This window comes from Pusillimonas sp. T2 (assembly GCF_002236805.1).
Classification (GTDB): Bacteria; Pseudomonadota; Gammaproteobacteria; order Burkholderiales; family Burkholderiaceae_B; genus Neopusillimonas.
In genome coordinates this window covers 185,127-206,080 of sequence record NZ_NIQA01000003.1, presented here as the reverse complement: position 1 = coordinate 206,080, position 20,954 = coordinate 185,127, and the positions used below count along the sequence as shown (strand labels likewise).

The window sequence follows — 20,954 nt, the reverse complement described above, 5'->3', positions numbered from 1 at the left end:
TCGAAATATGGAGTGTGCTCAATAGCTCATTTAAGCTGTAAAAATGAGCTAGGCGCATTTAGATCGATATGTGATAAATTGGCCTGCCAGTTTAAGATGGGTGCATTTGAGTATGCCCAAAGGAGCCCGCAAGTATGCGCAGGACGAAGCCAGTAGCCGCGCCGATGGTGGCGCGGGTCTATCTGCGCGTCAGCACCGACGCGCAGGACTTGGAACGCCAAGAGGCGATCACTACGGCCGCGAAGGCCGCCGGCTACTACGTCGCCGGCATCTACCGTGAGAAGGCATCCGGCGCACGCGCCGACCGGCCTGAGCTGCTGCGCATGATCGGCGACCTACAGCCCGGCGAGGTGGTCATTGCCGAGAAGATCGACCGCATCAGCCGCCTACCTTTGCCCGAGGCCGAGCGCCTGGTGGCCTCGATACAGGCCAAAGGCGCACGCCTGGCCGTCCCTGGCGTGGTCGATCTATCCGACCTGGCGGCCGAGGCCCAGGGCGTCGCCAAGATCGTGCTGGAAGCCGTGCAGATCATGCTTTTTCGCCTGGCCTTGCAGATGGCCCGCGACGACTACGAGGACAGGCGCGAACGCCAGCGCCAAGGCATTGAGTTGGCCCGCCAGGCCGGGCGGTACAAGGGCCGCCGTGCTGATCCGAAGCGCCGCGCCCAAGTTGTCGCGCTGCGCAAGTCCGGCTACAGCATCAACAAGACCGCCGAGCTGGCCGGGTACAGTGCGGCCCAGGTGAAACGGATATGGGCCGAGGTCAGCCAGGCCGAAGCGAAGCAGCACGGCGCGTTCGTGGAGGACGCATTGACGGAAGCCGATGCCCTGGCCGCTGTCGGCCAGGATGAGCGCCAGGAGGAAAGGGCATGAAGAAGCCGAACCAAGACGACGAGCCGTTTTTCATCACCGAGGAGATTGCGGCCGAAATGATCGCCGGCGGCTATGAGTTCGAGCTGCCGCCCATTCCTTGCACCATCCGCCTACGCGACGTGCTGGAGCGCATGACCGATGCTGAGCTAGCATTGCAGCCGGGCGAGATCGCCGACCAGGAGCGTGAACGCTGCCGGCGCAAGCCGTGTTCAACCTCATGATCTGGTCATGGTATTTTTCATGGCACTGAGCCTGATAGTTCTTGCAAATTGTTGTCACTAAAGGGTTTTGTGTGCTTGTTTACAATCGAGTGGGAGTGACGGGCACTGGCTGGCAATGTCTAGCAACGGCAGGCATTTCGGCTGAGGGTAAAAGAACTTTCCGCTAAGCGATAGACTGTATGTAAACACAGTATTGCAAGGACGCGGAACATGCCTCATGTGGCGGCCAGGACGGCCAGCCGGGATCGGGATACTGGTCGTTACCAGAGCCACCGACCCGAGCAAACCCTTCTCTATCAGATCGTTGACGAGTATTACCCGGCATTCGCTGCGCTTATGGCAGAGCAGGGAAAGGAATTGCCGGGCTATGTGCAACGGGAATTTGAAGAATTTCTCCAATGCGGGCGGCTGGAGCATGGCTTTCTACGGGTTCGCTGCGAGTCTTGCCACGCCGAGCACCTGGTCGCTTTCAGCTGTAAGCGTCGCGGTTTCTGCCCGAGCTGTGGGGCGCGGCGGATGGCCGAAAGTGCCGCCTTGCTGGTTGATGAAGTACTGCCTGAACAACCCATGCGTCAGTGGGTGTTGAGCTTCCCGTTTCAGCTGCGTTTCCTGTTTGCCAGCCGGCCCGAGATCATGGGGTGGGTGCTGGGCATCGTTTACCGCGTCATTGCCACGCACCTGGTCAAGAAAGCGGGCCATACCCACCAAGTGGCCAAGACGGGCGCGGTCACCCTGATCCAGCGTTTTGGATCGGCGCTCAATCTGAATGTTCACTTCCACATGCTGTTTCTCGACGGTGTGTATGTCGAGCAATCCCACGGCTCAGCGCGTTTCCGCTGGGTCAAGGCGCCGACCAGCCCAGAGCTCACCCAGCTGACGCACACCATCGCCCACCGGGTGGGTCGCTATCTGGAACGGCAAGGCCTGCTGGAACGGGATGTCGAAAACAGCTATCTGGCCTCGGATGCGGTGGATGACGACCCGATGACACCCCTGCTGGGGCACTCGATCACTTACCGTATCGCTGTCGGTTCACAGGCGGGGCGAAAGGTGTTCACTTTGCAAACTCTGCCGACCAGTGGTGATCCGTTCGGTGACGGGATTGGCAAGGTAGCCGGGTCCAGCCTGCACGCCGGCGTGGCGGCCAGGGCCGATGAACGCAAGAAGCTCGAACGGCTGTGCCGGTACATCAGCCGCCCGGCGGTATCCGAGAAGCGGCTGTCGTTAACACGAGGCGGCAACGTGCGCTACCAGCTCAAGACGCCGTACCGGGACGGCACCACGCACGTCATTTTCGAACCATTGGATTTCATTGCAAGGCTGGCCGCCCTGGTACCGAAGCCCAGAGTCAACCTAACCCGCTTCCACGGGGTGTTCGCACCCAACAGTCGGCACCGGGCGTTGGTCACGCCGGCAAAACGGGGCAGGGGCAACAAGGTCAGGGTGGCTGATGAACCGGCAACACCAGCACAACGGCGAGCGTCGATGACATGGGCGCAACGGCTCAAGCGTGTTTTCAATATCGACATCGAGACCTGCAGCGGCTGCGGCGGCGCCATGAAAGTCATCGCCTGCATTGAAGACCCTATAGTGATCAAGCAGATCCTTGATCACCTGAAGCACAAAGCCGAAACCAGCGGGACCAGGGCGTTACCCGAAAGCCGGGCGCCACCGGCTGAGCTGCTCCTGGGTCTGTTTGACTGACGAGCCTGAAGGCCAACGATACCAATCAAAATGCTGCGTTCACAGCGCCGCGGCAGGGATCCGCCGTGCTGGTTGTCGGAAAAGGAGCCGCTAGTGGGAAAGAGGAGGGTAAATTTTCAGCGTTGCTGGCTCCCCGTCAGCCGGATTGGGTTGCATCGCAGGGGTGTCGAAAGAGTCAACTGCGGTCCAAAGCTGTTGGACTTGGGTGAAAAGGGCGTTTATTCTTCCTATACGTTGTCGGCAGCGGGCCAAAAAGGAATACGTCCATGCCCATCGAGGTGAAACCGGCTGTGAGCGCGGGTTCAAGCATATAGCCCGACAGGCGCGTATCCTTGCCGATCACGACACGATGGCGGTGGTCACCGCGACGAAAGACACGGCCAGCCGCCATGCCGACGCGCAAGGCGGTTTCCGCCGTCATCGCGCCTTCGTTGGCTTTGCCACGAATACCGTCTGTGCCGAAATATTTGCGCACCATAAGGTCGATTATCCTGTCGTCGGGTCGCCCTCAAAGGGGACATGCCTGCTGAACCGCGAATATAGAGAAATATCCCGAATGTGCAGTTAACGAATTCTTGCGGTTTCTTTCAGCGCCGCCAATACCGCCAGCCCGTCGCGCAAGGGGCGCGGCTCGTGTGTGCGGATGAAGTCAGCTCCACCTGCGGCGGCGGCAAGCTCTGCAGCGAGTGTCGCGGCCCCGACATCCCCCGGACCACGGCCTGTGAGCGCGCGCAGAAAGGATTTGCGCGAAACAGACAGAAGCACCGGCAAATCGAAGCGCAGCCGCAATTCATCGAACCGCGCCAGCACCGAGAGCGAGGTTTCGGGAGCAGCCCCCAGAAAAAACCCCATGCCGGGATCAAGGACAAGGCGGTTGCGTTTGATACCGGCACCCGTCAGCGCCGCGATGCGCGCGTCAAAGAACGCCGCAATGTGATCCATGATGTCGCCAGCGGGTGCCTCGCGCCGATCTGCCTGCCCGTCTTGCACCGAATGCATAACGACGAGTTTGGCAGATGATTTCGCCAATTGCGGATAGAACGCAGCGTCTGGAAAACCGCGAATATCATTGAGATAGGCCACACCACGCGACAAGGCATAGGCTTGCGTCGCGGGTTGATAACTGTCGAGCGAGACGGGAATGCCATCTGCCTTGAGCGCGTCCAGCACCGGCGCGATACGCGCGATTTCTGTGTCGGACGAAACAGGCGCGGCGTCGGGATTGCTGGATGCCGGACCGAGGTCGATCACATCTGCCCCCTCGGCCATCAGCTTACGCGCCTGCGCAATGGCTGCGTCTGGCGCCAGATACCGGCCTCCATCGGAGAAACTGTCCGAGGTTATGTTGACGATGCCGAAAATGATGAGCGATTTATTCATGGGGGCTTCTATAATAATAATAATCGAGCATGAGTCTCATACGGATGCTCGGGTCGAAAGGGAATCCCCAGGCGAGTAACCTGTTTGCGGTGATCCATTAGCTGCAGGAGCAGAAGAGCATACATCTGGAAGCAAAGCCAGGAAAGCGGCCTATGGAGCTGTGCGGCAGCGCTCAGTAGGCAATTTTTCAAAATATTGTTAAGCCTTTTCTGAGCATGGTATTTTTCATGGTATTACCAATTAGCAGGAAAATAAGCCATTGAATATAAAAGATAAAAATGTCTTGTTTACAATAGAGTGGGAATAGAAATTCTAACGTAAGTCATTGATTTGTAAAGAATCTCTAGTTATACAAAACTATCACACGCCCAGCTAAGCCATTGATTTAGTTGGGCGTTGGCTTTAAAGTTACGCGTAAATTTGCGCATAACTACCGTCGTTTAAACTCCAATAAGTCCTAACATCGTATTTCTCTTAGTCCCTCATGCTAGACGTGATGGAGGATAATCGCGGCACATTACTCTGCATCTGGCTGTCGTTCAGGAGAGGCATCATTGAACTGTGCCAGACTCTCACAGGCCTCTACAATGCGAGTGATGGTGGGAAATTCTAACAATTCGCATCCGAAACGACGAGCATTGAATATTTGAGGAACCAGACAACAGTCTGCGATTCCAGGGGTCTCGCCATGGCAGAATGTTCCGGTAGCATTATCGGTAGCCAACATATTTTCTACGGCTAACAATCCCTCCCTAACCCAGTGTTGGTACCACTGTTTTTTTTGTTGTTCGGTGACGCCTAAATTGTCCGTAAGATACTTAAGAACACGCAAATTATTAAGAGGGTGTATTTCACATGCTATCGTCTGAGCAATCGCTCTTACCCGAGCCCTCCCAGCAGCATCAGTGGGCAACAAGGGCACGCGTGGATAGCTTTCTTCTAGCCATTCTATGATGGCGAGAGACTGGGTGATTACTCCATTGTCAATTTCAATAGAGGGCACGACCCCCAATGGATTAATTGCGCGATATTCTGGTGTTTTCTGTTCTCCACCCGCACGAAGGAGATGCACCGCTGAGGTCTCAAAGGCGAGGCCTTTGAGATTTAACGCAATACGAACTCTGTAGGCTGCGGAACTACGAAAGTAGGTGTAAAGCTTCATGCAGGATAGCGCTTGACTTGCTGATTAATTGCCCCAAAGATGCTTTTACCTTCGCAGTCGAACATTTCGATCCGAACCGTATCGCCAAACTTTAGAAAGCTAGATTGTGGCTTGCCAGTTTCAATAGTTTCATACATACGAACTTCAGCGAGACAGCAGTATCCGACGCCACCGTTATCAATTGACGAACCGTGAAGGTCGCCCTGTTTGTTTGACACAGTCCCGGAGCCGATAATCGAACCAGCTTCAACTTCACGAGTCTTAGTGACGTGAGCAACAAGTTGTGGAAAACTGAAGGTCATATCAGTCGCAGCATTCGGCTTGCCGAACAGCTTACCGTTGATGTGTACGATTAAGGGGCGATTCACGCGACCTTCAATCCAATCGCTGCCGAGCTCGTCCGTAGTAACCGCGACCGGACTAAAGGCTGATGCTGGTTTTGATTGAAAAAAGCCAAACCCCTTGGCTAACTCGTTAGGAATTAAATTTCTTAAAGATACGTCGTTGACCAGCATCAGCAAACGGATTGCTGACGAGGCCTCTTCTGCACTAGCCCCAATTTTTAAATCTCCTGTGATCACAGCAACTTCCGCTTCGAGGTCTATGCCCAAATCTTCCGAGGTTGCGTAGATAGGATCAGTTGGCCCTATAAAAGAATCAGATCCGCCCTGATACATCAGAGGATCATGCCAAAAGGACGGGGGTAATTCTGCCCCTCTGGCGCGACGAACCAGCTCAACGTGATTCACGTAAGCCGATCCATCCGCCCACTGGTATGCCCGTGGTAACGGGGAATTACATAAGCCTGGATTGAAGTCGAATGCGTTTGCCACCTTACCCGCATTCAGGTCGTCGTACACTTGCCGCAAACGCGGCTCCGTTTTTTCCCAACTATCTAGCGCACGCTGGAGTGTTGTCGCGATATCAGGTACCTCAGTGTATTGAGTCAATTCCTTATTGACCACCACCAGAGTGCCGTCACGGCCCCCCCGCTTTAAAGTCGCAAGTTTCATTATTTATCGGTCTCCTGAAAACTTCCATCGTGCATCCAGCGAGCATGCTGAGGCGCTTTTCGGGTTACTGCCCATTCATTAAGCATGTCCCATTTAACGGCATCAAGCATCTTGTTCATTTTTGGAGTCGCAGTATCGACACACAGCTCGAGGCGGTGACCGTTTGGATCAAAGAAATAGATGGATTTGAATATAGTGTGATCTGTCGGCCCAATGACGTTGATGCCATCAGCCTCGAGTTTCGCCTTTGTTTCCATGAGGTCGTCCATCGAGTTGACTTTCAAAGCAAGGTGCTGGGTCCATAAGGGGGTATTCGGATCACGTCCCATAGAAGCATTATTGGGCAACTCAAAAAACGCAAGAATGCTGCCCATACCTGCATCTAAAAAGACATGCATGTATGGGTCCGGTTCTTTCGTGGAGGGAACTTCATTCTCAGAGATAGCCAGAATGAAGTTCATTTTTAGATACTTTACGTACCACTCAACTGTTTCTTTGGCGTCTTTGCACCGATAAGCTACGTGGTGTATTCGTTGAACTAACATAGATGTCTCCAGTAGATTCCGTCGGTTAAATGGCTAGTTCAACTGCATCGTATTCAAATAGCCAGTCATAGCGTTGTCGAACTTGCTCTGGGTCCCACTCGCGGGTTACGTATGCTGCTGCTTTGTCAGCTTCAGCCAAGATCGGATTGTGGAATCGGCTTATATTTGCGCTAGACCCATTCACAATGGCAGACGTTCGAGGTATGCGAAGCTCTTCATAACGGGCAAATGCACCAGCAAAATCTTCGCCGTATGTCTCTAGGCAGCGTGCCAAGACAATGCTGTCCTCAAGCGCCATGATTGCACCCTGTGCTAAAAATGGAAGGGTAGGGTGACAAGCATCTCCCAGCAGTGTCACCCTGCCTGACGTCCATCTCTTAAGCGGAGCTCGCTTCAGTAAAGCCCAGCGGAAGGGCGTGTCCAGTTTGTCAATGATTGAATGAATCAAGGGATGCCAACCTGGAAAATCAGCAGCGCATTCCTCGGTGGTGCCAGCATCTGTCCACGACTCCTTTTGCCAGTCATTACGCTCAACCAAACCTACAAAATTCAGTACTTTGCCCCCTTGGACGGGGTAGGTAATGCAGTGGCCACCGGGTCCAATCCAATTGGTTCCGACGTTTCTTTTTAATGTCTCGTCTAGCTCTTCCATCGGCGCAAGACCTCGCCATGCAACGATGCCGGTGAACTCTGACTTGTGTTCGTCGAATAGTTGGTTTCTGACAACGGAGTGGACACCATCAGCCCCAATAAGAAATTTTGCGCTTGCAACTTCTCCATTTGCAAAATGCATTGTTACATTGGAGGCGTCTTGTGCTATTGAGACTAATCGGTGGTTGGTGTGAACGGCGCCAGCTGATAATGCCTGAACTGCGCTCAAAAGGACACTATGCAGGTCGCCGCGATGGACCATCCAATACGGGGTACCAAAGCGTCTAATTGAGTCTGCACCTAGATCAAATAAGGGCCATGTCTGACCTGTATTCCATAGTCGAACTTCCTTTCCCGCTGCCGGGACTGCCCCTTTTTGCAGTAAAGCTTCTTCAAGTCCTAGATGGCGCAAGATTCGGGTACCATTAGGAGCCATTTGTATGCCGGCTCCCAACTCTTTCAATTCATGGGCCTGCTCATATACGTTTACTTTGTAACCTTTTTGCAACAAGGCAAGAGCAAGCGTCAAACCTCCGATACCAGCTCCGACAATGGCAATGTTTTTGTCATTCGTATTCATTTTTATCTCCGGAAAGTGGATGCGTGGTCTAGAGGGCGATCATCACAGATTTCTCTTCTGTGTAAGCCTCAACCCCTTCGCGTCCAGATTCTCGTCCAATTCCAGAGTGTTTAAAGCCGCCAAATGGCAAAGCGGGATCTAACCCACCACCGTTTATGCGGACGGTACCTGCTTTAAAGCGTGCAGCAAGTTTGTGCGCTTTACTGAGGTCATTAGTCCAGAGCATTGCTCCCAGACCGTAATGAGTTCCATTTGCTAAGTCGGCAATGCCCGCTAGGTCTTCGGCATCATCAAAGCGTTGTACTGCCAGAACTGGTCCAAAAATTTCCTCCTGAACCATACGCATCGATTGCCGCGTATTAGAAATGATCGTTGGCTCTATGAAATGCCCACCAAGATCTAATGTTTTTCCGCCAGTGATTAGACTCGCACCATCCTTGAGTCCTGACTCTACATATGCGCATACTCTTTCAAGTTGTGGGCGAGAAATTAAAGGTCCCATTTGCGTGTCTGGTGACAGTCCATTCCCCACCACCAGCGACTTAGCAAATTCAGCAATACCTTCAACGGTCTTGTCATAGACCGAAGAATGTACGTATAAACGCGAGCCAGCATTACATATCTGCCCAGCGTTACCAAAGATGGCTCTGGCTGATCCGGGGATGGCCTTGGTGAGGTCCGCGTCGGGCATAATGATGTTGGCGGATTTACCCCCTAACTCCACCGTCACTCGTTTGAGGTTCTGCGAGGCATTTGCGAGAATCCGTTGACCTACGCGTCCGGAGCCTGTGAATGAAATTTTCTCGATGCTAGGGTGGTTAACAATCGCCTCTCCGACTTCATTTCCTAGCCCAGGCAAGATGTTTATTACGCCGGGCGGTATTCCGGCTTCGAGTGCCAGTTCGCCAATTCTTAGCGCGGTTAATGGCGTGTGCTCAGCGGGTTTCAGGATTGCACAACATCCCGCGGCTAACGCTGGCGCTAACTTGGCAACCGCCATCATGATCGGTGCGTTCCAAGGTGTGATGAGGCCTGCAATAGCGTAGGGTTGACGAACTGTATAGCTGTGCCAAAAACCTGGATGGGACACCGAAACAGTCTCGCCATTCAGCTTAGTTGCCCATCCCGCGCAATAGCGTAGAGTATTGACCGCATTTGTTATGTCCATGAATCGAGCTTCACGAACTGGTTTACCGTTGTTAAGGGTTTCCAATACAGCTAATTCGTCGGCATTCTTCTCGATTAGATCACTGAGTGTCCAGAGTAGTCGTTGTCGTTCGTTTGGGGGCAGGGTTGACCAGCGAGAGTTAAATGCTTGCATGGAGGCTTGAACTGCTAGCTCCAAATCTTCTGCTCCCGCTTGAGCGACAGACGCAAGTTTTTCGCAGGTGGCCGGGTTGATAACATCATACCGAGCGCCCGATATGGCAGGCTTGGATTGCCCATCAATTAGAAGATTATGTTCGCGCCGAGCAAATGCTAGAGCATGCTCAAGTGTGGTGCTGTCGAAAATTTTATCGGTCATTATTATCTCCAGATTTTTTTAAATAGTTCGACAGTTTCCTCGAAAGAGGGGATAGCAGGATTATTGGCTGCTGCACCCGATCTAGGTGTTTCCTCAGCCATTTTCTCTATCGCGTTGAAATAAGATTTTTGATCAATGCCTAGCTTTGATAGGGTAGGTAGCGCTAAGGCTTTGTTCAACTCATCGAGCCATGTCATAAAGCTTTTCGCAGCTTCAGCGTCATCGTTACTTTTACTGAGTTCCAGCAAATGAGCTACACGCGCATAGGGGTTTGGCGTACGTGCAATTGAAAATCGCGTTGTTTCAGGAATAAGTAGACCTATAGCTAAACCGTGCGGTATGTTGAAAGCACCACCCAGAGGCGCACTCATTCCGTGCGCAAGTGCTAGCCCTGAGTTTGAAAATGAGTTACCGGCTAGATAGGAGCCCAGCATCATGTCTTCGCGGGCCCTTTCATTTGAAAGGTCTGACATCAGAGCTGGCAGAGCCTTTCCTATCAACTTCAAGGCCTTTTCGGCTTGCAATACTGAAATTGCGTTTGCTTTACGTCCTACGTACGCTTCCAACGCGTGGGTAAAAGCATCAATGCCTGTATGTGCTGTCACGCTAGCTGGAACAGTAAATGTGAGCGTGTGGTCGATTAGTGCGGCGGTAGGCATAAAACCTTCGCCTATACAAACTAGCTTGTCATGGGTCGCGCTATCAGTAACAAGACAGAACCTTGTGGCCTCTGATCCGGTGCCGGCAGTGGTTGGAATTGCGATGACTGGCAAACCCTTTTCTATGACTCGGTATGGCGCGGAGATGGACCGGAGTGTCAGTTGGTGCTTTGCCAGTAAACCAATTGCTTTGGCAGTATCGATTGCACTACCACCGCCAATAGCGACTATGCAATCGGCTGTGTGGGCATGCGCTTGAACGACACCGCTTTCTACAGAGATCGAAGTTGGGTCGGGTACAACGTCATAGAAAAAAGATGCAGACTTATGTGCTTCGCTTAGTGTCTGTTCGAGACGTTTAATGAACCCTGAGTTTTTGAAATGTGGGTCGACAACCAAAAGAGGTCGTTCGCAACCCAAGATCATCAAGACATCCGCCAATTCGAGGCTAGCATTGGCACCAATGCGGACAATATTTGGAGCTGTAATAGAAATCATTTTGAGTCTCTTTTAATATCAAATAACGCGTATACCAACCAGGCGATCAATCGTGTCAGTGTCTGCCATAAGTACTGAACTTGGGGATGAGTGAACAATTTTTCCCCTTTCGAGGATCAGGCACTGGTCGCAAATGTTGAGTGCAAACTCCGGATGCTGCTCAACCAAAATTATGCTTAGGCCGTGTTCAGAGACCAGAGACCGAATTGTTTCTTCCAACACCTCAACGATTACGGGAGCCAATCCCTCAAGAGGTTCATCCAGTAGGAGTAGTTGAGGATTTGCGATTAACGCGCGCGCGATCGCTAGCATTTGTTGTTCACCCCCCGACAATGCATTGCCCAGATTGTTTTTTCTAGCAGCAAGATTGGGGAAATAGTCATACAGCCGCTCTTGTGTCCAAGGTCCCGGACGAGCTGCAATCATCAGATGCTCATCTACAGTTAGTGAGGGGAAACATTCCCTTTCTTGAGGAACCCAAGCAATACCTTGAGCAGTTCGCTTGTGGGCCTTGCTCGTTGTGATGTCCACGCCATCAAAAGCTATTCGCCCCTTACGGGCTTTTAAATGCCCCATCAACGCTAGTAAAAGGGACGACTTTCCTACACCGTTGCGCCCAAGTAGAGCCAAAGAGCCACCTTTGGGTAACGAGAATGTAATTTCATCCAAAGCTACACTTTCGTCATACCCAACTCTGAGTTGTTCGACTTGTATCAGCCAATCAGACATGACTTTTGTCCCCTAGATAGATTTTTCTGACTTCATCAGAGGCTGCCACAGCTTCTGGACTTCCCTCAAAAAATAGCGCTCCACTTACAAGTACGGTAATTTTTTTCGCGAAACGGAATACGAGCTCCATATCGTGTTCCACGAATAAAACTGCTACGTCCTCGGGCAGGTTGGCTATCACGTTAAATATGTCTGCGCTTTCATCTGCTGGTATGCCGGCTGCTGGCTCATCCAGTAATAAAACTTTGGGTTTGGAAGCTAATGCAAGCGCGATTTCAACCATACGCTGCCTGCCGTACGGGAGATCGGCAACACGCCTTCTGGCGTCTTTATCTGACAGCCCGATGCTACGCACTATTGATATAGCTTCATCTATAGCGGCACTTTCACGTCTTGCAGAGGCGAAGAGCTTACCTGCTGTACCCGTTCTTTCAAGTATCGCTAGAGTGACCGACTCCAAAGGTGTGAACTCTTTGAACAAAGTGTTGATTTGAAAAGTTCGAGACAAGCCGAGCTTCACTCTTTGTTCGACTGAGTGGTCGGTGACGTCTAGTCCATTCAGCATCACTCGACCATCGTCAGGTCTTAATACTCCGGTTAGTTGATGTATCAGAGTGCTCTTGCCGGCTCCATTTGGCCCAATCAACGCGTGTCTCGCGCCGCGCTCCAGTCGAATACTTACATCGCGGGTTACAGCCAAACTTCCATAATTCTTGCTGAGGCTTACGGTTTCAAGAGCAATATCACTATTGATCATGGTGTCGGCTCCATTTTGTCGCGCGGTTTTATTTTGTTAGTGATTTTTGCAATGAGTCCGAGTACGCCATCCTGGCCAAGGCAAACGATCACAAATAAAAGGCAGCCGAACCAAAAATTCCAATAAATCGGTTCCATGGTTGCAAACATGTCTCTAGCGGTCATAAAAATGGCTGACCCGATCATCGCGCCGATAGCCGTACCAATGCCGCCAAGTGTCACCATCACTAGTGCGGAAACTGACCTGTCCAAACTGATTGCTTCAAGTGCTACGAACTGCGTGGTTTGGGCGTAAAGCGCACCGGCAACGCCAGCCACCGCTGCTGCGATCGTAAAAAGAGTGCGTAATCTCTTGATTGCGGGTGTTCCAATTGCTGTGGCTCTCCGTTCGTTATCTCTAATTGCTTCAATTGAGAGGCCATAGTTCGAGCGGATAATCAACCTAACCACAAGGTAGAGCAAACCACAAACGAGGAGGGAGTAGAAGAAGCTAGTTCGCCCAAGGAAGTCAAACTCGAAAACTGAGAATAATGGCCAAACGTCAATACCCTGGATGCCGTCCTCACCGCCAGTTATCGACTTGAAGTGAATAGCCAACTCCAAGAACAGCAGACCTACACCGAGTGTGACGATTAATAACGCTACACCGCGCACTTTTTGAAGAAGAAAGCTAATTACGTACCCCACGCAGGCGCTAACTAATGCCGCCAAAATTAAACCCAGGAATGGCTCTCCTAGGCCACGTTGCATCAAAATTCCTGCGGTATAGGCTCCTATCCCAAAGAATGCACCATGCCCCAAAGAGACGATGCCTGCATAACCAACCAGCAAGTCAAGTGAGACTGCAAATAGGCCTATGATCAGAATCTGACTTAACAAGGGAAGGTAGTTTGGGAATGCAAGGGGCGCAATGGCGATAGCAATCCAGAACAAAGGCTCTTCCCAGCGCCATGCTCCCCGAGTAATCGTAGAACTGTGAGACTTCATTGTTCAACCTTTTTTGAGCAGTCCGTCGGGACGCAAAATCAGGCACAAAGCGACGGCGATATAGATCACAAATCCGCCTACTTCTGGCCAGTAGTACTTGAAAGAGACATCGACCAAACCAATTAGGAGTGCTGCGAGCAGAGACCCCCCGATCGAACCCATTCCTCCGACAACGACGACGAACAAGATATAAGCTAGGTAACGCAGACCAAATGTCGGATCAAGTCCTAGCAGGTTGACGCTGAGTGCACCACCCAAACCGGCTAATGCGCAACCCATCGTGAATGCCCAGAAAAACAGTCTGTCTACATCAACGCCACAACTGATTGTCATACGACGATTGTCGACAGCCGCTCTCAGCATTGCGCCAAACCTTGTGCGTTTAAGTCCAACAAACAGACCGGTCATAAGGAGAGCGCCAATCGCGATTAGCAACAGCCGATAAGCATTGACACTTATTCCCATCCAATGACGCATGCCGATTAACTCATCAGGCACCGTAACGGATTGCTGGCTTGGGCCCCAAAAATAAGTGAAGACACCGATCGACATAAAAATGATCGAAATCGACATCAAGACCTGCCTGAGTTCGCTTGCCTTATAGAAGTGCCTAAATACGATTCTCTCGGCGACTGCACCGCCTAGCCCAGTCACGAAGGCCGCCAGAACAACAGCTATATAGAATGACAAGTCGGTATGCTCAAGCAGGGTTACTGTGACGTAACCCCCAAGCATGGCAAACACTACGTGCGCCATGTTGGCAAAACGCATAAGTCCCATCGTTACGCTTAAGCCAACTGACATTAAGAACAGTAAGACTCCATAAGAGATACCGTTAAATAGCAGTATTGAAAGACTGTCTACCATGCTGGGTCTATCCTAGTGGGCCACTTTTGCAGGAGACTTGACGCTTGGGATAGCCTCAAATTCCCGATTAACAATGCGATCGCCTTGATTTTCTGCAGTGCGTAGATACACTGTGGTTGTCAGATCCCGACTTGATGAGTCAATCTCAATAGGTCCTCGTGCCCCTGTGGATTTGTACCCCTTCAGTAGTTCAATGGTCTTTTCTGGATCTAACTTTCCGTTTTGCGCTTCTACTACCTTGTAGATCGCACCCATGATGTCCCAAACTGTTGCAGCGTGGAAATTGGGTCTGACTGTCCCGCCCGTAGCCTTCGTGAATAGTTCTACAAACTCCTTGTTTTCGGGTGAGTTATGTACATCTGAGTACCCAAAAGCAGTTGTAACACCGAGAATAGAGTCGCCAATAGAGTCGATTACGTCTTCCGAGGCAATATCACCAGTACCTACAATTTTTATACCAGCACCAGCGAGGTCGTAGTCACGAGCTGCCTTGAGGAATGCTCCTGGTTGATCCCCGGTTGGAAGAAAAACGAACAAAGCATCAGGTTTTGCCTCTTTGATGCGTTGCAAGTATCCGGAAAAGTCTGGGTTTGAAACTGGTACGGGAATTTCTCCCATGTAGTTTCCCCCTGCCGCTGTAAATGCATCTTTAAATGCTGCTTTTGCCTCAAGCCCGGGGCCGTAGTTGGCGAACAATACATAAGCATTTTTCAAGCCGTTCTTCGGCATCCATTCAGCGAGCGGCTTGGTCACTTGTGCTGTTGTCAGGCCGAAGCGAACCATGTATGGGGCGTCGTGCAAAATCCCGGACGTTGCCGCATTCGAAATTAGAATTGGCATCTTCGCTTGCGTCGAAATTTTCTTAACAGCCAGTACGTTCGGGGTGTAGTCGAAGCCAAAAATCATCTCAACGCCCTGCCGCGAAATAAGTTCTTGGGTCAGGCGCAGGTTGACATCCGGAGCAGGGCCCATACCATCTCGTTGGATGATTTCAATTTTCCGCCCCGCGACCGTGTCGCCATGCTTAGCCATGAAGGCCTTGACTGCGCCTGTAAACTGAACTGCATTTGAGGCAGACGGTCCCGAAGAGCTCACGATCATGCCGAGCTTGAGTGGTTCAGCCGCCTTGGCTGCCTGAGATGTGCCGAGCATCATTGCTCCGGCCAGAAGAGTTGCACCAATTACTGCGCGCCGTTTTGCTTTCATAAAAGTGTCTCCATGACATAGCTGTTTCTTGAATTTGTTTCTTTTACGCTTCACTACTGTTACGTTTTTTTACTTAGTCTCTGTATTGACTATTTTTAAATAAAATTCAACTAAGTACAACTAAATTGTATATCGTATAATTTTGTTGGGCAACAAACAAAGGAAATTCTTTATGGATTCGAAGTCAGACATTCTTGAGAAACGAGGCATCCAATCCATCGAGGTTGGATATGCATTGCTTGAGGCGCTGCAGCAGGCGCGCCGAAAATTGCCTTTGAAGCTGCTTGCCGAAGCCGCGGGTATGCCATCTAGCAAGGCGCACCTTTATTTGGTCAGCTTTATGCGCCTTGGGCTGATCGTCCAAGACAAGGTGACGGGACACTATGGTTTGGGTCCTACCGCGATAAGGTTGGGTGCAGCCGCTATTGAGCAGTTCAATGTTGTTGAGGTTGCATCAGAGTATTTAGAGTCTTTGCAAGCAAACTTTGAGCAGACCTACAGCATTGCCATTTGGGGTAACCGTGGACCGACCATCATCTATAAACTAGACGGGAGGCACAGATCGCCTTTCGCTATTAAGGTTGGTTTCGTATTGCCAGTTCTGACGTCTGCTACCGGGATGGTGTTCTTTAGCTATTTGCCAGAAGCTTACTGGGCAGATTTGGTAGCGGAGGAGGAGGCATTGACTCCAGGAGCGCTTGATGAGGCTCGTTCCCGAGCAGTTGAAGTGAGACGCCATCGACTCGCGATGACGGAAGGCAAGTTTCAAAGTGGTTTTTTCGGGATCTCTTCCCCAATATTTGGTATGGATGCGAATATTCAAGCATCAATAACGGCTCTGGGGATTAGTGCATTTGAAAACCCTGCCAGCAACACCGCTCTCAAAAGTGCTATGAGAGAAACCGCCAAGAAAATTAGTTTAGAGCTCGGTTGTCCAGCGAGTTTATTTAGTGACGATGATTTGTGAGGCGCGTTGACGAATCAGTTCGGCGACCTTGCTCTTTAGCCTGGTTATTATTCATAACGATGCGTGCGTCCGAGTCGGCGTTAAGAATCAGGGTTAAAAGTCGATACCGTCATCTTGTTGTTACCGTCAAAGCATGCGGAGTTGGCGGTTATCGTTACCGTCAATTTCGGTCAAATTCAATTTGTTCTGTCGGCTAGTTCGAGCACCCCATCTGTTGTGGATCACGACTATAGTAATGGGCAATTCCAAGCTGACGGTGAAATTGCCGGTATCGCTCAATATCTAGTCCATTGGAAACCTTTTAACACTGGGCTTTCACGTTCTTATTGACAATTGAGTGGGAGTAGAGGTTATAACGTGAATCATAGATTTTCATAGAATACCTACTTATGCAAAAGTGACGCACGCCCAGCTAAATCGTTGATTTAGCTGGGCGTTGGTTTTAACGTTACACGCTAAGCTTTATCGACTACGAGTTGGCTCATCCGGTCGGTGCGAAGAAAGTAGCCAATTGCTTCTTTGAGGCATGTCGGTTTGGTTTGTGTAGTATTTGAGGCTGCTCGTCGCGACCTTGTGTGGCTATGGCGACACCTATGTCAGTCGGTGGACGGCGAAGTATTTAACTGGCTCAGAGAGCGTTCCGTGGGAAAAGAAAGTATGAGTGCTGAAGGTGTAATGCCCGTCAAGCTGACTGAATTGCCATCCGGCTACGCTGGTTGGTTGGCTGAACTCAAAAATCGTATCCACATCGCCCAGCAACGTGCGGCACTGGCCGTCAACCGCGAGCTGGTGCTGCTTTACTGGCAGATCGGGCGCGATATTCTGGCGCGACAGGCCGAACTGGGCTGGGGCGGGAAGGTCATAGAGAGGCTATCGCAGGACTTGCGTTCGACTTTCCCTGAGATGAAGGGCTTTTCGCCTCGTAATCTTAAATACATGCGCGCTTTTGCCGAGGCGTGGCCGGAGCTGGAATTTGTGCAAGAGGTGCTTGCACAATTGCCGTGGTATCACCAGTTGGCATTGTTGGACAAGCTGCCTGGCCCACAAACCCGCAAGTGGTATGCCGCCAAAGCCATCGAACATAACTGGTCGCGCAACGTGCTGGTGATGCAGATTGAGACCCGTTTGCTGGAGCGGAGCGGTACGGCCGCAACTAACTTCGACGCGACTCTACCCAAGCCGCAGTCCGACTTGGCGCGCGAATCGCTGAAAGACCCGTATCGCTTTGATTTTCTCGGCTTGTCTAATGAAGCGCAAGAGCGCGCAGTGGAAAATGCGCTGGTCAAGCACGTGACCGAGTTCTTGTTAGAACTAGGTGCTGGTTTCGCCTTTGTTGGGCGGCAGGTGTTGCTGGATGTGGGTGGCGATGAGTTTTTTATTGACCTGTTGTTCTACCACCTAAAGTTGCGTTGCTATGTGGTTATCGAGTTGAAGGGCGGCAAGTTCAAGCCCGAGCATTTGGGCCAATTGAGTTTTTACTTGACGGCCGTGGATGAACAGGTCAAACATGCACAGGACAACCCGACCATCGGCCTGCTGTTGTGCAAGAGCAAGAACAAGGTTGTGGCCGAGTATGCGCTACGCCAGAACACGCAACCGCTGGGTGTTGCGGAATACAAGCTTATTGAATCTTTGCCGCCGGAACTGGCGACAGATTTGCCAAGCATCGAACAAATCGAACAGGAGTTGAGGGGCAACGGTGCATCGAATTCCGGTTATGAGTCATGATTGATAGCGCGACCAAACAGCGTGCTGTCTGAAGGCGCGGTTGAGTACTACCATTTGATACCGATGCGGCGCGACACTACGCCGATTTGGCTGCGACGGCCAGAAATGGGGGGCGTGGCTTCCCGACGCCAGATGGTTACACATTAGCCGTGCTGGCAACAGGACCGCGTTGGATATGGCCTTACAAATTATGACGATGGTGCCATTTTCCGGTACCGACACCGGCAATCACCTAGACCCCGGGTTTCACCCTAAACTAAACGGCCGTCTTGCAGTGAACCCGCTACGAGCTGAAGCTGCGGTTCGGCATGAAAGTTTAAATTTTCTAAGTCGTTGAACCCACAGTCTTTTAAAAACGCATAGATAGCTTGGTAAGCGATAGGTGGCCGCGTTGCATTGCTATGCGTGACTACATCACTTGTACGCAAGGAGATGTAAGCGCGGTTCATCGGTAATTCCTCAAATAATACATACATCGAATATAGCGGTAAAAAGGCGCGTTTCATTCCTATTCTGGGCTTTATCCTTGCGACAGCCGTAACGATAACTACCGTTGGCACATGAAAAGGGGTTAGGCGTTCAGGCAACTAACCCCTTTTTCATGCGCTCTACGTCGGCCACTGGCCTCAGGACATCGGGTGATTTCCGTGGTGGAGCAAGTTGATCATTGCTGGTGGTTTGAGAAGCTGCTTCAGGCACACTGTTGTGTCAGTTCACTTAGGCAGCTTGCTGCACTACACATTGCAGACACTTTTACTGCGAAGCTAAGCGCCCTTTGATATTGGTTGTCGATTGACAACCAATATGTTCGCATATACAGCGAAGTCTGTTGATGATGCATTCACGCCATCCAACCGAATAGCGGCCATTTCGAAATGGAATACATCTTTACCTTAAAGTACCAGCTGGCAGACAGCGACTGCGACCAAGACGACTTGGTCGAGCGCTTCGGGCAGGCGGGTTGTGATGATGCTTTGGTCGGCATGGGGTTGCCAGGGCGGCTGGCGCTCGAATTTACGCGCGAGGCCGAAGATGCCGATAGCGCAGTGCGCGGCGCATTGGCTGATGTGCAGCGCGTTGTACCCTCGGCTACGCTTATCGAAGTTGCACCAGACTGGGTAGGGCTTACCGACGTGGCGCAAATCGTGGGTGGCTACGCGTTACCCCAACATGTGGTCGACGTGGCACACGCAGCGCTGCGCGTTAACGTCCCAAAAGAACATCAACGTCTGCCATCCGCTCCGTCTAAATGATCCAGTCGGCAGGCTTGCCGTTGCTTTGCCTGGGTAATGCCGCGCCAAAGGTATAGGTTACCGGCCTTTCGGCTGCATTTAACCCGGCGCTGGCCCATTCGGCGAGTGTTTCGGCCAGCATCAAATCGTCCTCATGGCCCGCGCGGGGCACTACAAATGCTTTAAGGCGGTTGCCTTCGTCTGCACGCATTAGCCTGACGACAACATCTTGTACTGCGGGGTGCTGCGCTATGACCTCAGCCGCTCGCGCCGGGTAAACATTAATGCCACCCACCTGTACGACCTGGTCACGGCGGCCTGCTGGCCTGAAATGGTTTTCATCTTGCCAGGTCAGGTGGTCTTGCAGCGCGAATCGGGCCGTTGCACCGTCTGGCATACGCCGGGCAAGTGCAGCGCCGTCGTCTTGTGCTTGCCAGTAGGCAAAGCAGGTGTATGGGGCAGTTTCATCGTCGCGCCACCCAATACCGGCGGTTTCGCTGCTGCCAAAAATTTGCACTAGTTTGCTTAATCCTGCAGCGCGCATATCAAGGGCGACCGCGTCGGGGCAAGGGGCTCCCGACGTGACGCCCACAACATCATTGGGCAAGGCGCCCGCCAGGCGCGCTACGTTTTGCCAGTAATCGGGGTGGCCAATAACTAAATCGCCGGGTTGCAACGCAGATACCAACGCACCCGGGCTGCTGCCCCGCACGTCAAAGACCTTCTCCGACGCAATCCCCAGGGCCTGCGGCAGTAAAACAGTGAATAAAAAACCGTAAATGTGGTGTGCCGGCACGGCACTAAGTATGCGCCGACGGCCGCTGAACAAAGCGCGCAGGACGTCGATCTCTTGGTGTAGCAACGACAGGCTGTGTTGGCATCGCTTTGGTGAGCCGCTGCTGCCCGATGTACTGAAGGTAATGCCGTCGCCATGTTGCCTTAAGCTGGTGTAGGCAACGGAAACCCAATCTTGTATTTCAAGCCGGGCTAACAAGTAGTCTTCAATCCCCGATTCATGAATATGCAGAAGTTCAGACAGACTGGTAGCCAGCGTCATTAACTCGAGCGAATCGGCACCCAGGTCGCGAATAAGATGGCGCTCGTTTGACCAGGGTAGGGGGAGCAGCAGCGGTCGTCGGCGCAGCGCCGTCAGTTCTGAGTTAACTAGGTCACAGACGACGCGATGCAGGAAGCCTGGCTGCTCCCACCACGCAAACGACATTGCCGATTGCCCTGTCATTTTTTCGCCTAGATGCGCTTAACAAAAATCCAGAACGTGTCGCCGCTGATGGCCCGTTTCATGTGAACTTTGACCTTTGTCGGCTTCATCTGGTAGTCAAAGACGTATTCGAAAATGGTGTTCAGGTCGCCTGTTTTGACACCGGCATCGAACACGCCCTTGAAGTTGGCTTTTGACGTGCAGGGAGCAACGTCGCGAAAGAAGTTCTTTCCAATCACGTCGGCAGGGTTACGCCCTGTAATGGCGCCTTCAGCCGAGTTGTATTTCAGAATTGTCCCATTTTTGTCTAGCTCAATCGCACCGAACGCCAGCTTGTCTATTTCGCCGGAAGACATTTTCCCGAGGGTGTTTTCGATATCTGATTTACCAAAAGCAATAATGTCGAGTTCTTTCATTCGTTTGGCCTTAAGGGTTTTGAGCCGAAATTGGCTT

General features: G+C 51.7%; 21 protein-coding genes and 2 pseudogenes. 7 read left to right on the top strand and 16 right to left on the bottom strand.

From position 1 onward, the window contains the following. Window positions 1-134: 134 nt before the first annotated feature. The 3 genes from PuT2_RS06700 to PuT2_RS06690 all read left to right on the top strand — a co-directional run bounded on the left by PuT2_RS06700 (window position 135) and on the right by PuT2_RS06690 (window position 2,797). On the top strand, window positions 135-872 hold the full coding sequence (locus PuT2_RS06700) for a recombinase family protein (RefSeq protein WP_001366550.1): 738 nt from the start codon (window positions 135-137) through the stop codon (window positions 870-872). Beyond that, window positions 869-1,093, top strand: coding sequence for a hypothetical protein (locus PuT2_RS06695; RefSeq protein ID WP_000743213.1), 225 nt, complete (start codon window positions 869-871; stop codon window positions 1,091-1,093). The genes PuT2_RS06700 and PuT2_RS06695 overlap by 4 nt, the downstream gene beginning before the upstream one ends. Window positions 1,094-1,303: 210 nt before the next feature. Further along, a complete protein-coding gene (locus tag PuT2_RS06690) occupies window positions 1,304-2,797 on the top strand; it encodes an IS91-like element ISVsa3 family transposase (protein WP_001120888.1) in 1,494 nt (497 codons plus the stop codon). A 235-nt stretch (window positions 2,798-3,032) separates the two neighbouring features. Here the strand turns inward: PuT2_RS06690 and glmM are convergent. The 13 genes and pseudogenes from glmM to PuT2_RS06615 form a co-directional block, all read right to left on the bottom strand. Beyond that, window positions 3,033-3,275, bottom strand: a pseudogene (gene glmM / locus PuT2_RS06680) (phosphoglucosamine mutase); the annotation flags it as partial. A gap of 86 nt (window positions 3,276-3,361) precedes the next feature. Further along, the gene (sul2, locus tag PuT2_RS06675; protein ID WP_001043260.1) at window positions 3,362-4,177 is read right to left on the bottom strand and encodes a sulfonamide-resistant dihydropteroate synthase Sul2; all 816 of its coding nucleotides are present in this window, start codon (window positions 4,175-4,177) and stop codon (window positions 3,362-3,364) included. A gap of 517 nt (window positions 4,178-4,694) precedes the next feature. Continuing rightward, complete coding sequence (maiA, locus tag PuT2_RS06665) at window positions 4,695-5,339, bottom strand: maleylacetoacetate isomerase (RefSeq protein ID WP_093970273.1); 645 nt, start codon at window positions 5,337-5,339, stop codon at window positions 4,695-4,697. Beyond that, complete coding sequence (locus tag PuT2_RS06660) at window positions 5,336-6,352, bottom strand: fumarylacetoacetate hydrolase family protein (protein ID WP_093970272.1); 1,017 nt, start codon at window positions 6,350-6,352, stop codon at window positions 5,336-5,338. Before PuT2_RS06660 ends, maiA begins: the two co-directional genes overlap by 4 nt. Next, complete coding sequence (locus PuT2_RS06655) at window positions 6,352-6,897, bottom strand: VOC family protein (RefSeq protein ID WP_093970271.1); 546 nt, start codon at window positions 6,895-6,897, stop codon at window positions 6,352-6,354. The genes PuT2_RS06660 and PuT2_RS06655 overlap by 1 nt, the downstream gene beginning before the upstream one ends. Before the next feature lie 25 nt (window positions 6,898-6,922). Then, complete coding sequence (locus PuT2_RS06650; RefSeq protein WP_093970270.1) at window positions 6,923-8,128, bottom strand: FAD-dependent monooxygenase; 1,206 nt, start codon at window positions 8,126-8,128, stop codon at window positions 6,923-6,925. A gap of 28 nt (window positions 8,129-8,156) precedes the next feature. Next, the gene (locus PuT2_RS06645) at window positions 8,157-9,653 is read right to left on the bottom strand and encodes an aldehyde dehydrogenase (RefSeq protein ID WP_093970269.1); all 1,497 of its coding nucleotides are present in this window, start codon (window positions 9,651-9,653) and stop codon (window positions 8,157-8,159) included. 2 nt (window positions 9,654-9,655) lie between these two features. Further along, a complete protein-coding gene (locus PuT2_RS06640; protein WP_093970268.1) occupies window positions 9,656-10,810 on the bottom strand; it encodes an iron-containing alcohol dehydrogenase in 1,155 nt (384 codons plus the stop codon). A gap of 18 nt (window positions 10,811-10,828) precedes the next feature. Then, window positions 10,829-11,539: an ABC transporter ATP-binding protein gene (locus PuT2_RS06635; protein ID WP_093970267.1), complete on the bottom strand. Its 711-nt coding sequence runs from the start codon at window positions 11,537-11,539 to the stop codon at window positions 10,829-10,831. Next, on the bottom strand, window positions 11,532-12,296 hold the full coding sequence (locus PuT2_RS06630) for an ABC transporter ATP-binding protein (protein ID WP_093970266.1): 765 nt from the start codon (window positions 12,294-12,296) through the stop codon (window positions 11,532-11,534). The genes PuT2_RS06635 and PuT2_RS06630 overlap by 8 nt, the downstream gene beginning before the upstream one ends. Beyond that, entirely contained in the window at window positions 12,293-13,282 is a 990-nt protein-coding gene (locus tag PuT2_RS06625) for a branched-chain amino acid ABC transporter permease (protein ID WP_093970265.1), read from the bottom strand. The genes PuT2_RS06630 and PuT2_RS06625 overlap by 4 nt, the downstream gene beginning before the upstream one ends. A 3-nt stretch (window positions 13,283-13,285) precedes the next feature. Further along, complete coding sequence (locus tag PuT2_RS06620; protein WP_093970264.1) at window positions 13,286-14,149, bottom strand: branched-chain amino acid ABC transporter permease; 864 nt, start codon at window positions 14,147-14,149, stop codon at window positions 13,286-13,288. Between the two features lie 12 nt (window positions 14,150-14,161). Beyond that, complete coding sequence (locus PuT2_RS06615; RefSeq protein ID WP_093970263.1) at window positions 14,162-15,355, bottom strand: ABC transporter substrate-binding protein; 1,194 nt, start codon at window positions 15,353-15,355, stop codon at window positions 14,162-14,164. Between the two features lie 172 nt (window positions 15,356-15,527). On the opposite strand from PuT2_RS06615, the gene PuT2_RS06610 reads away from it, so the two are divergent. The 3 genes and pseudogenes from PuT2_RS06610 to PuT2_RS16110 form a co-directional block, all read left to right on the top strand. Continuing rightward, entirely contained in the window at window positions 15,528-16,322 is a 795-nt protein-coding gene (locus PuT2_RS06610; protein WP_093970262.1) for an IclR family transcriptional regulator, read from the top strand. A gap of 657 nt (window positions 16,323-16,979) precedes the next feature. Then, the gene (locus tag PuT2_RS06605; RefSeq protein WP_093970261.1) at window positions 16,980-18,050 is read left to right on the top strand and encodes a YhcG family protein; all 1,071 of its coding nucleotides are present in this window, start codon (window positions 16,980-16,982) and stop codon (window positions 18,048-18,050) included. 44 nt (window positions 18,051-18,094) lie between these two features. After that, window positions 18,095-18,211 (top strand): annotated as a pseudogene (locus PuT2_RS16110) (VapC toxin family PIN domain ribonuclease); the annotation flags it as partial. Between the two features lie 90 nt (window positions 18,212-18,301). Here PuT2_RS16110 and PuT2_RS06600 read toward each other — a convergent pair. Continuing rightward, window positions 18,302-18,556, bottom strand: coding sequence for a hypothetical protein (locus tag PuT2_RS06600; RefSeq protein ID WP_143516116.1), 255 nt, complete (start codon window positions 18,554-18,556; stop codon window positions 18,302-18,304). A 369-nt stretch (window positions 18,557-18,925) separates the two neighbouring features. Between PuT2_RS06600 and PuT2_RS06595 the strand changes: the two genes are divergently transcribed. After that, window positions 18,926-19,303 carry a hypothetical protein gene (locus tag PuT2_RS06595; protein ID WP_093970259.1) on the top strand — a complete coding sequence of 126 codons (378 nt, stop codon included), beginning with the start codon at window positions 18,926-18,928 and terminating at the stop codon, window positions 19,301-19,303. Here PuT2_RS06595 and PuT2_RS06590 read toward each other — a convergent pair. Further along, window positions 19,296-20,522, bottom strand: a complete 1,227-nt coding sequence (locus PuT2_RS06590; RefSeq protein WP_093970258.1) for an AMP-binding protein — start codon at window positions 20,520-20,522, stop codon at window positions 19,296-19,298. The two genes, PuT2_RS06595 and PuT2_RS06590, sit on opposite strands and share 8 nt — an antisense overlap. A gap of 8 nt (window positions 20,523-20,530) precedes the next feature. Next, window positions 20,531-20,917 carry a photoactive yellow protein gene (pyp, locus tag PuT2_RS06585; RefSeq protein WP_093970257.1) on the bottom strand — a complete coding sequence of 129 codons (387 nt, stop codon included), beginning with the start codon at window positions 20,915-20,917 and terminating at the stop codon, window positions 20,531-20,533. Window positions 20,918-20,954: the final 37 nt, after the last annotated feature.

Excerpts from the sequence above, each read along its gene's own strand:
- PuT2_RS06650 (WP_093970270.1), bottom strand. The coding sequence starts at position 8,128 with ATGAATACGAATGACAAAAACATTGCCATTGTCGGAGCTGGTATCGGA.
- PuT2_RS06600 (WP_143516116.1), bottom strand. The coding sequence starts at position 18,556 with ATGAAACGCGCCTTTTTACCGCTATATTCGATGTATGTATTATTTGAG.
- PuT2_RS06590 (WP_093970258.1), bottom strand. The coding sequence starts at position 20,522 with ATGACAGGGCAATCGGCAATGTCGTTTGCGTGGTGGGAGCAGCCAGGC.
- PuT2_RS06610 (WP_093970262.1), top strand. The coding sequence starts at position 15,528 with ATGGATTCGAAGTCAGACATTCTTGAGAAACGAGGCATCCAATCCATC.
- PuT2_RS06695 (WP_000743213.1), top strand. The coding sequence starts at position 869 with ATGAAGAAGCCGAACCAAGACGACGAGCCGTTTTTCATCACCGAGGAG.
- PuT2_RS06615 (WP_093970263.1), bottom strand. The coding sequence starts at position 15,355 with ATGAAAGCAAAACGGCGCGCAGTAATTGGTGCAACTCTTCTGGCCGGA.
- PuT2_RS06605 (WP_093970261.1), top strand. The coding sequence starts at position 16,980 with ATGAGTGCTGAAGGTGTAATGCCCGTCAAGCTGACTGAATTGCCATCC.
- PuT2_RS06630 (WP_093970266.1), bottom strand. The coding sequence starts at position 12,296 with ATGATCAATAGTGATATTGCTCTTGAAACCGTAAGCCTCAGCAAGAAT.
- PuT2_RS06595 (WP_093970259.1), top strand. The coding sequence starts at position 18,926 with ATGGAATACATCTTTACCTTAAAGTACCAGCTGGCAGACAGCGACTGC.
- PuT2_RS06640 (WP_093970268.1), bottom strand. The coding sequence starts at position 10,810 with ATGATTTCTATTACAGCTCCAAATATTGTCCGCATTGGTGCCAATGCT.
- maiA (WP_093970273.1), bottom strand. The coding sequence starts at position 5,339 with ATGAAGCTTTACACCTACTTTCGTAGTTCCGCAGCCTACAGAGTTCGT.
- PuT2_RS06700 (WP_001366550.1), top strand. The coding sequence starts at position 135 with ATGCGCAGGACGAAGCCAGTAGCCGCGCCGATGGTGGCGCGGGTCTAT.
- PuT2_RS06645 (WP_093970269.1), bottom strand. The coding sequence starts at position 9,653 with ATGACCGATAAAATTTTCGACAGCACCACACTTGAGCATGCTCTAGCA.
- sul2 (WP_001043260.1), bottom strand. The coding sequence starts at position 4,177 with ATGAATAAATCGCTCATCATTTTCGGCATCGTCAACATAACCTCGGAC.
- PuT2_RS06635 (WP_093970267.1), bottom strand. The coding sequence starts at position 11,539 with ATGTCTGATTGGCTGATACAAGTCGAACAACTCAGAGTTGGGTATGAC.
- pyp (WP_093970257.1), bottom strand. The coding sequence starts at position 20,917 with ATGAAAGAACTCGACATTATTGCTTTTGGTAAATCAGATATCGAAAAC.
- PuT2_RS06660 (WP_093970272.1), bottom strand. The coding sequence starts at position 6,352 with ATGAAACTTGCGACTTTAAAGCGGGGGGGCCGTGACGGCACTCTGGTG.
- PuT2_RS06620 (WP_093970264.1), bottom strand. The coding sequence starts at position 14,149 with ATGGTAGACAGTCTTTCAATACTGCTATTTAACGGTATCTCTTATGGA.
- PuT2_RS06690 (WP_001120888.1), top strand. The coding sequence starts at position 1,304 with ATGCCTCATGTGGCGGCCAGGACGGCCAGCCGGGATCGGGATACTGGT.
- PuT2_RS06655 (WP_093970271.1), bottom strand. The coding sequence starts at position 6,897 with ATGTTAGTTCAACGAATACACCACGTAGCTTATCGGTGCAAAGACGCC.
- PuT2_RS06625 (WP_093970265.1), bottom strand. The coding sequence starts at position 13,282 with ATGAAGTCTCACAGTTCTACGATTACTCGGGGAGCATGGCGCTGGGAA.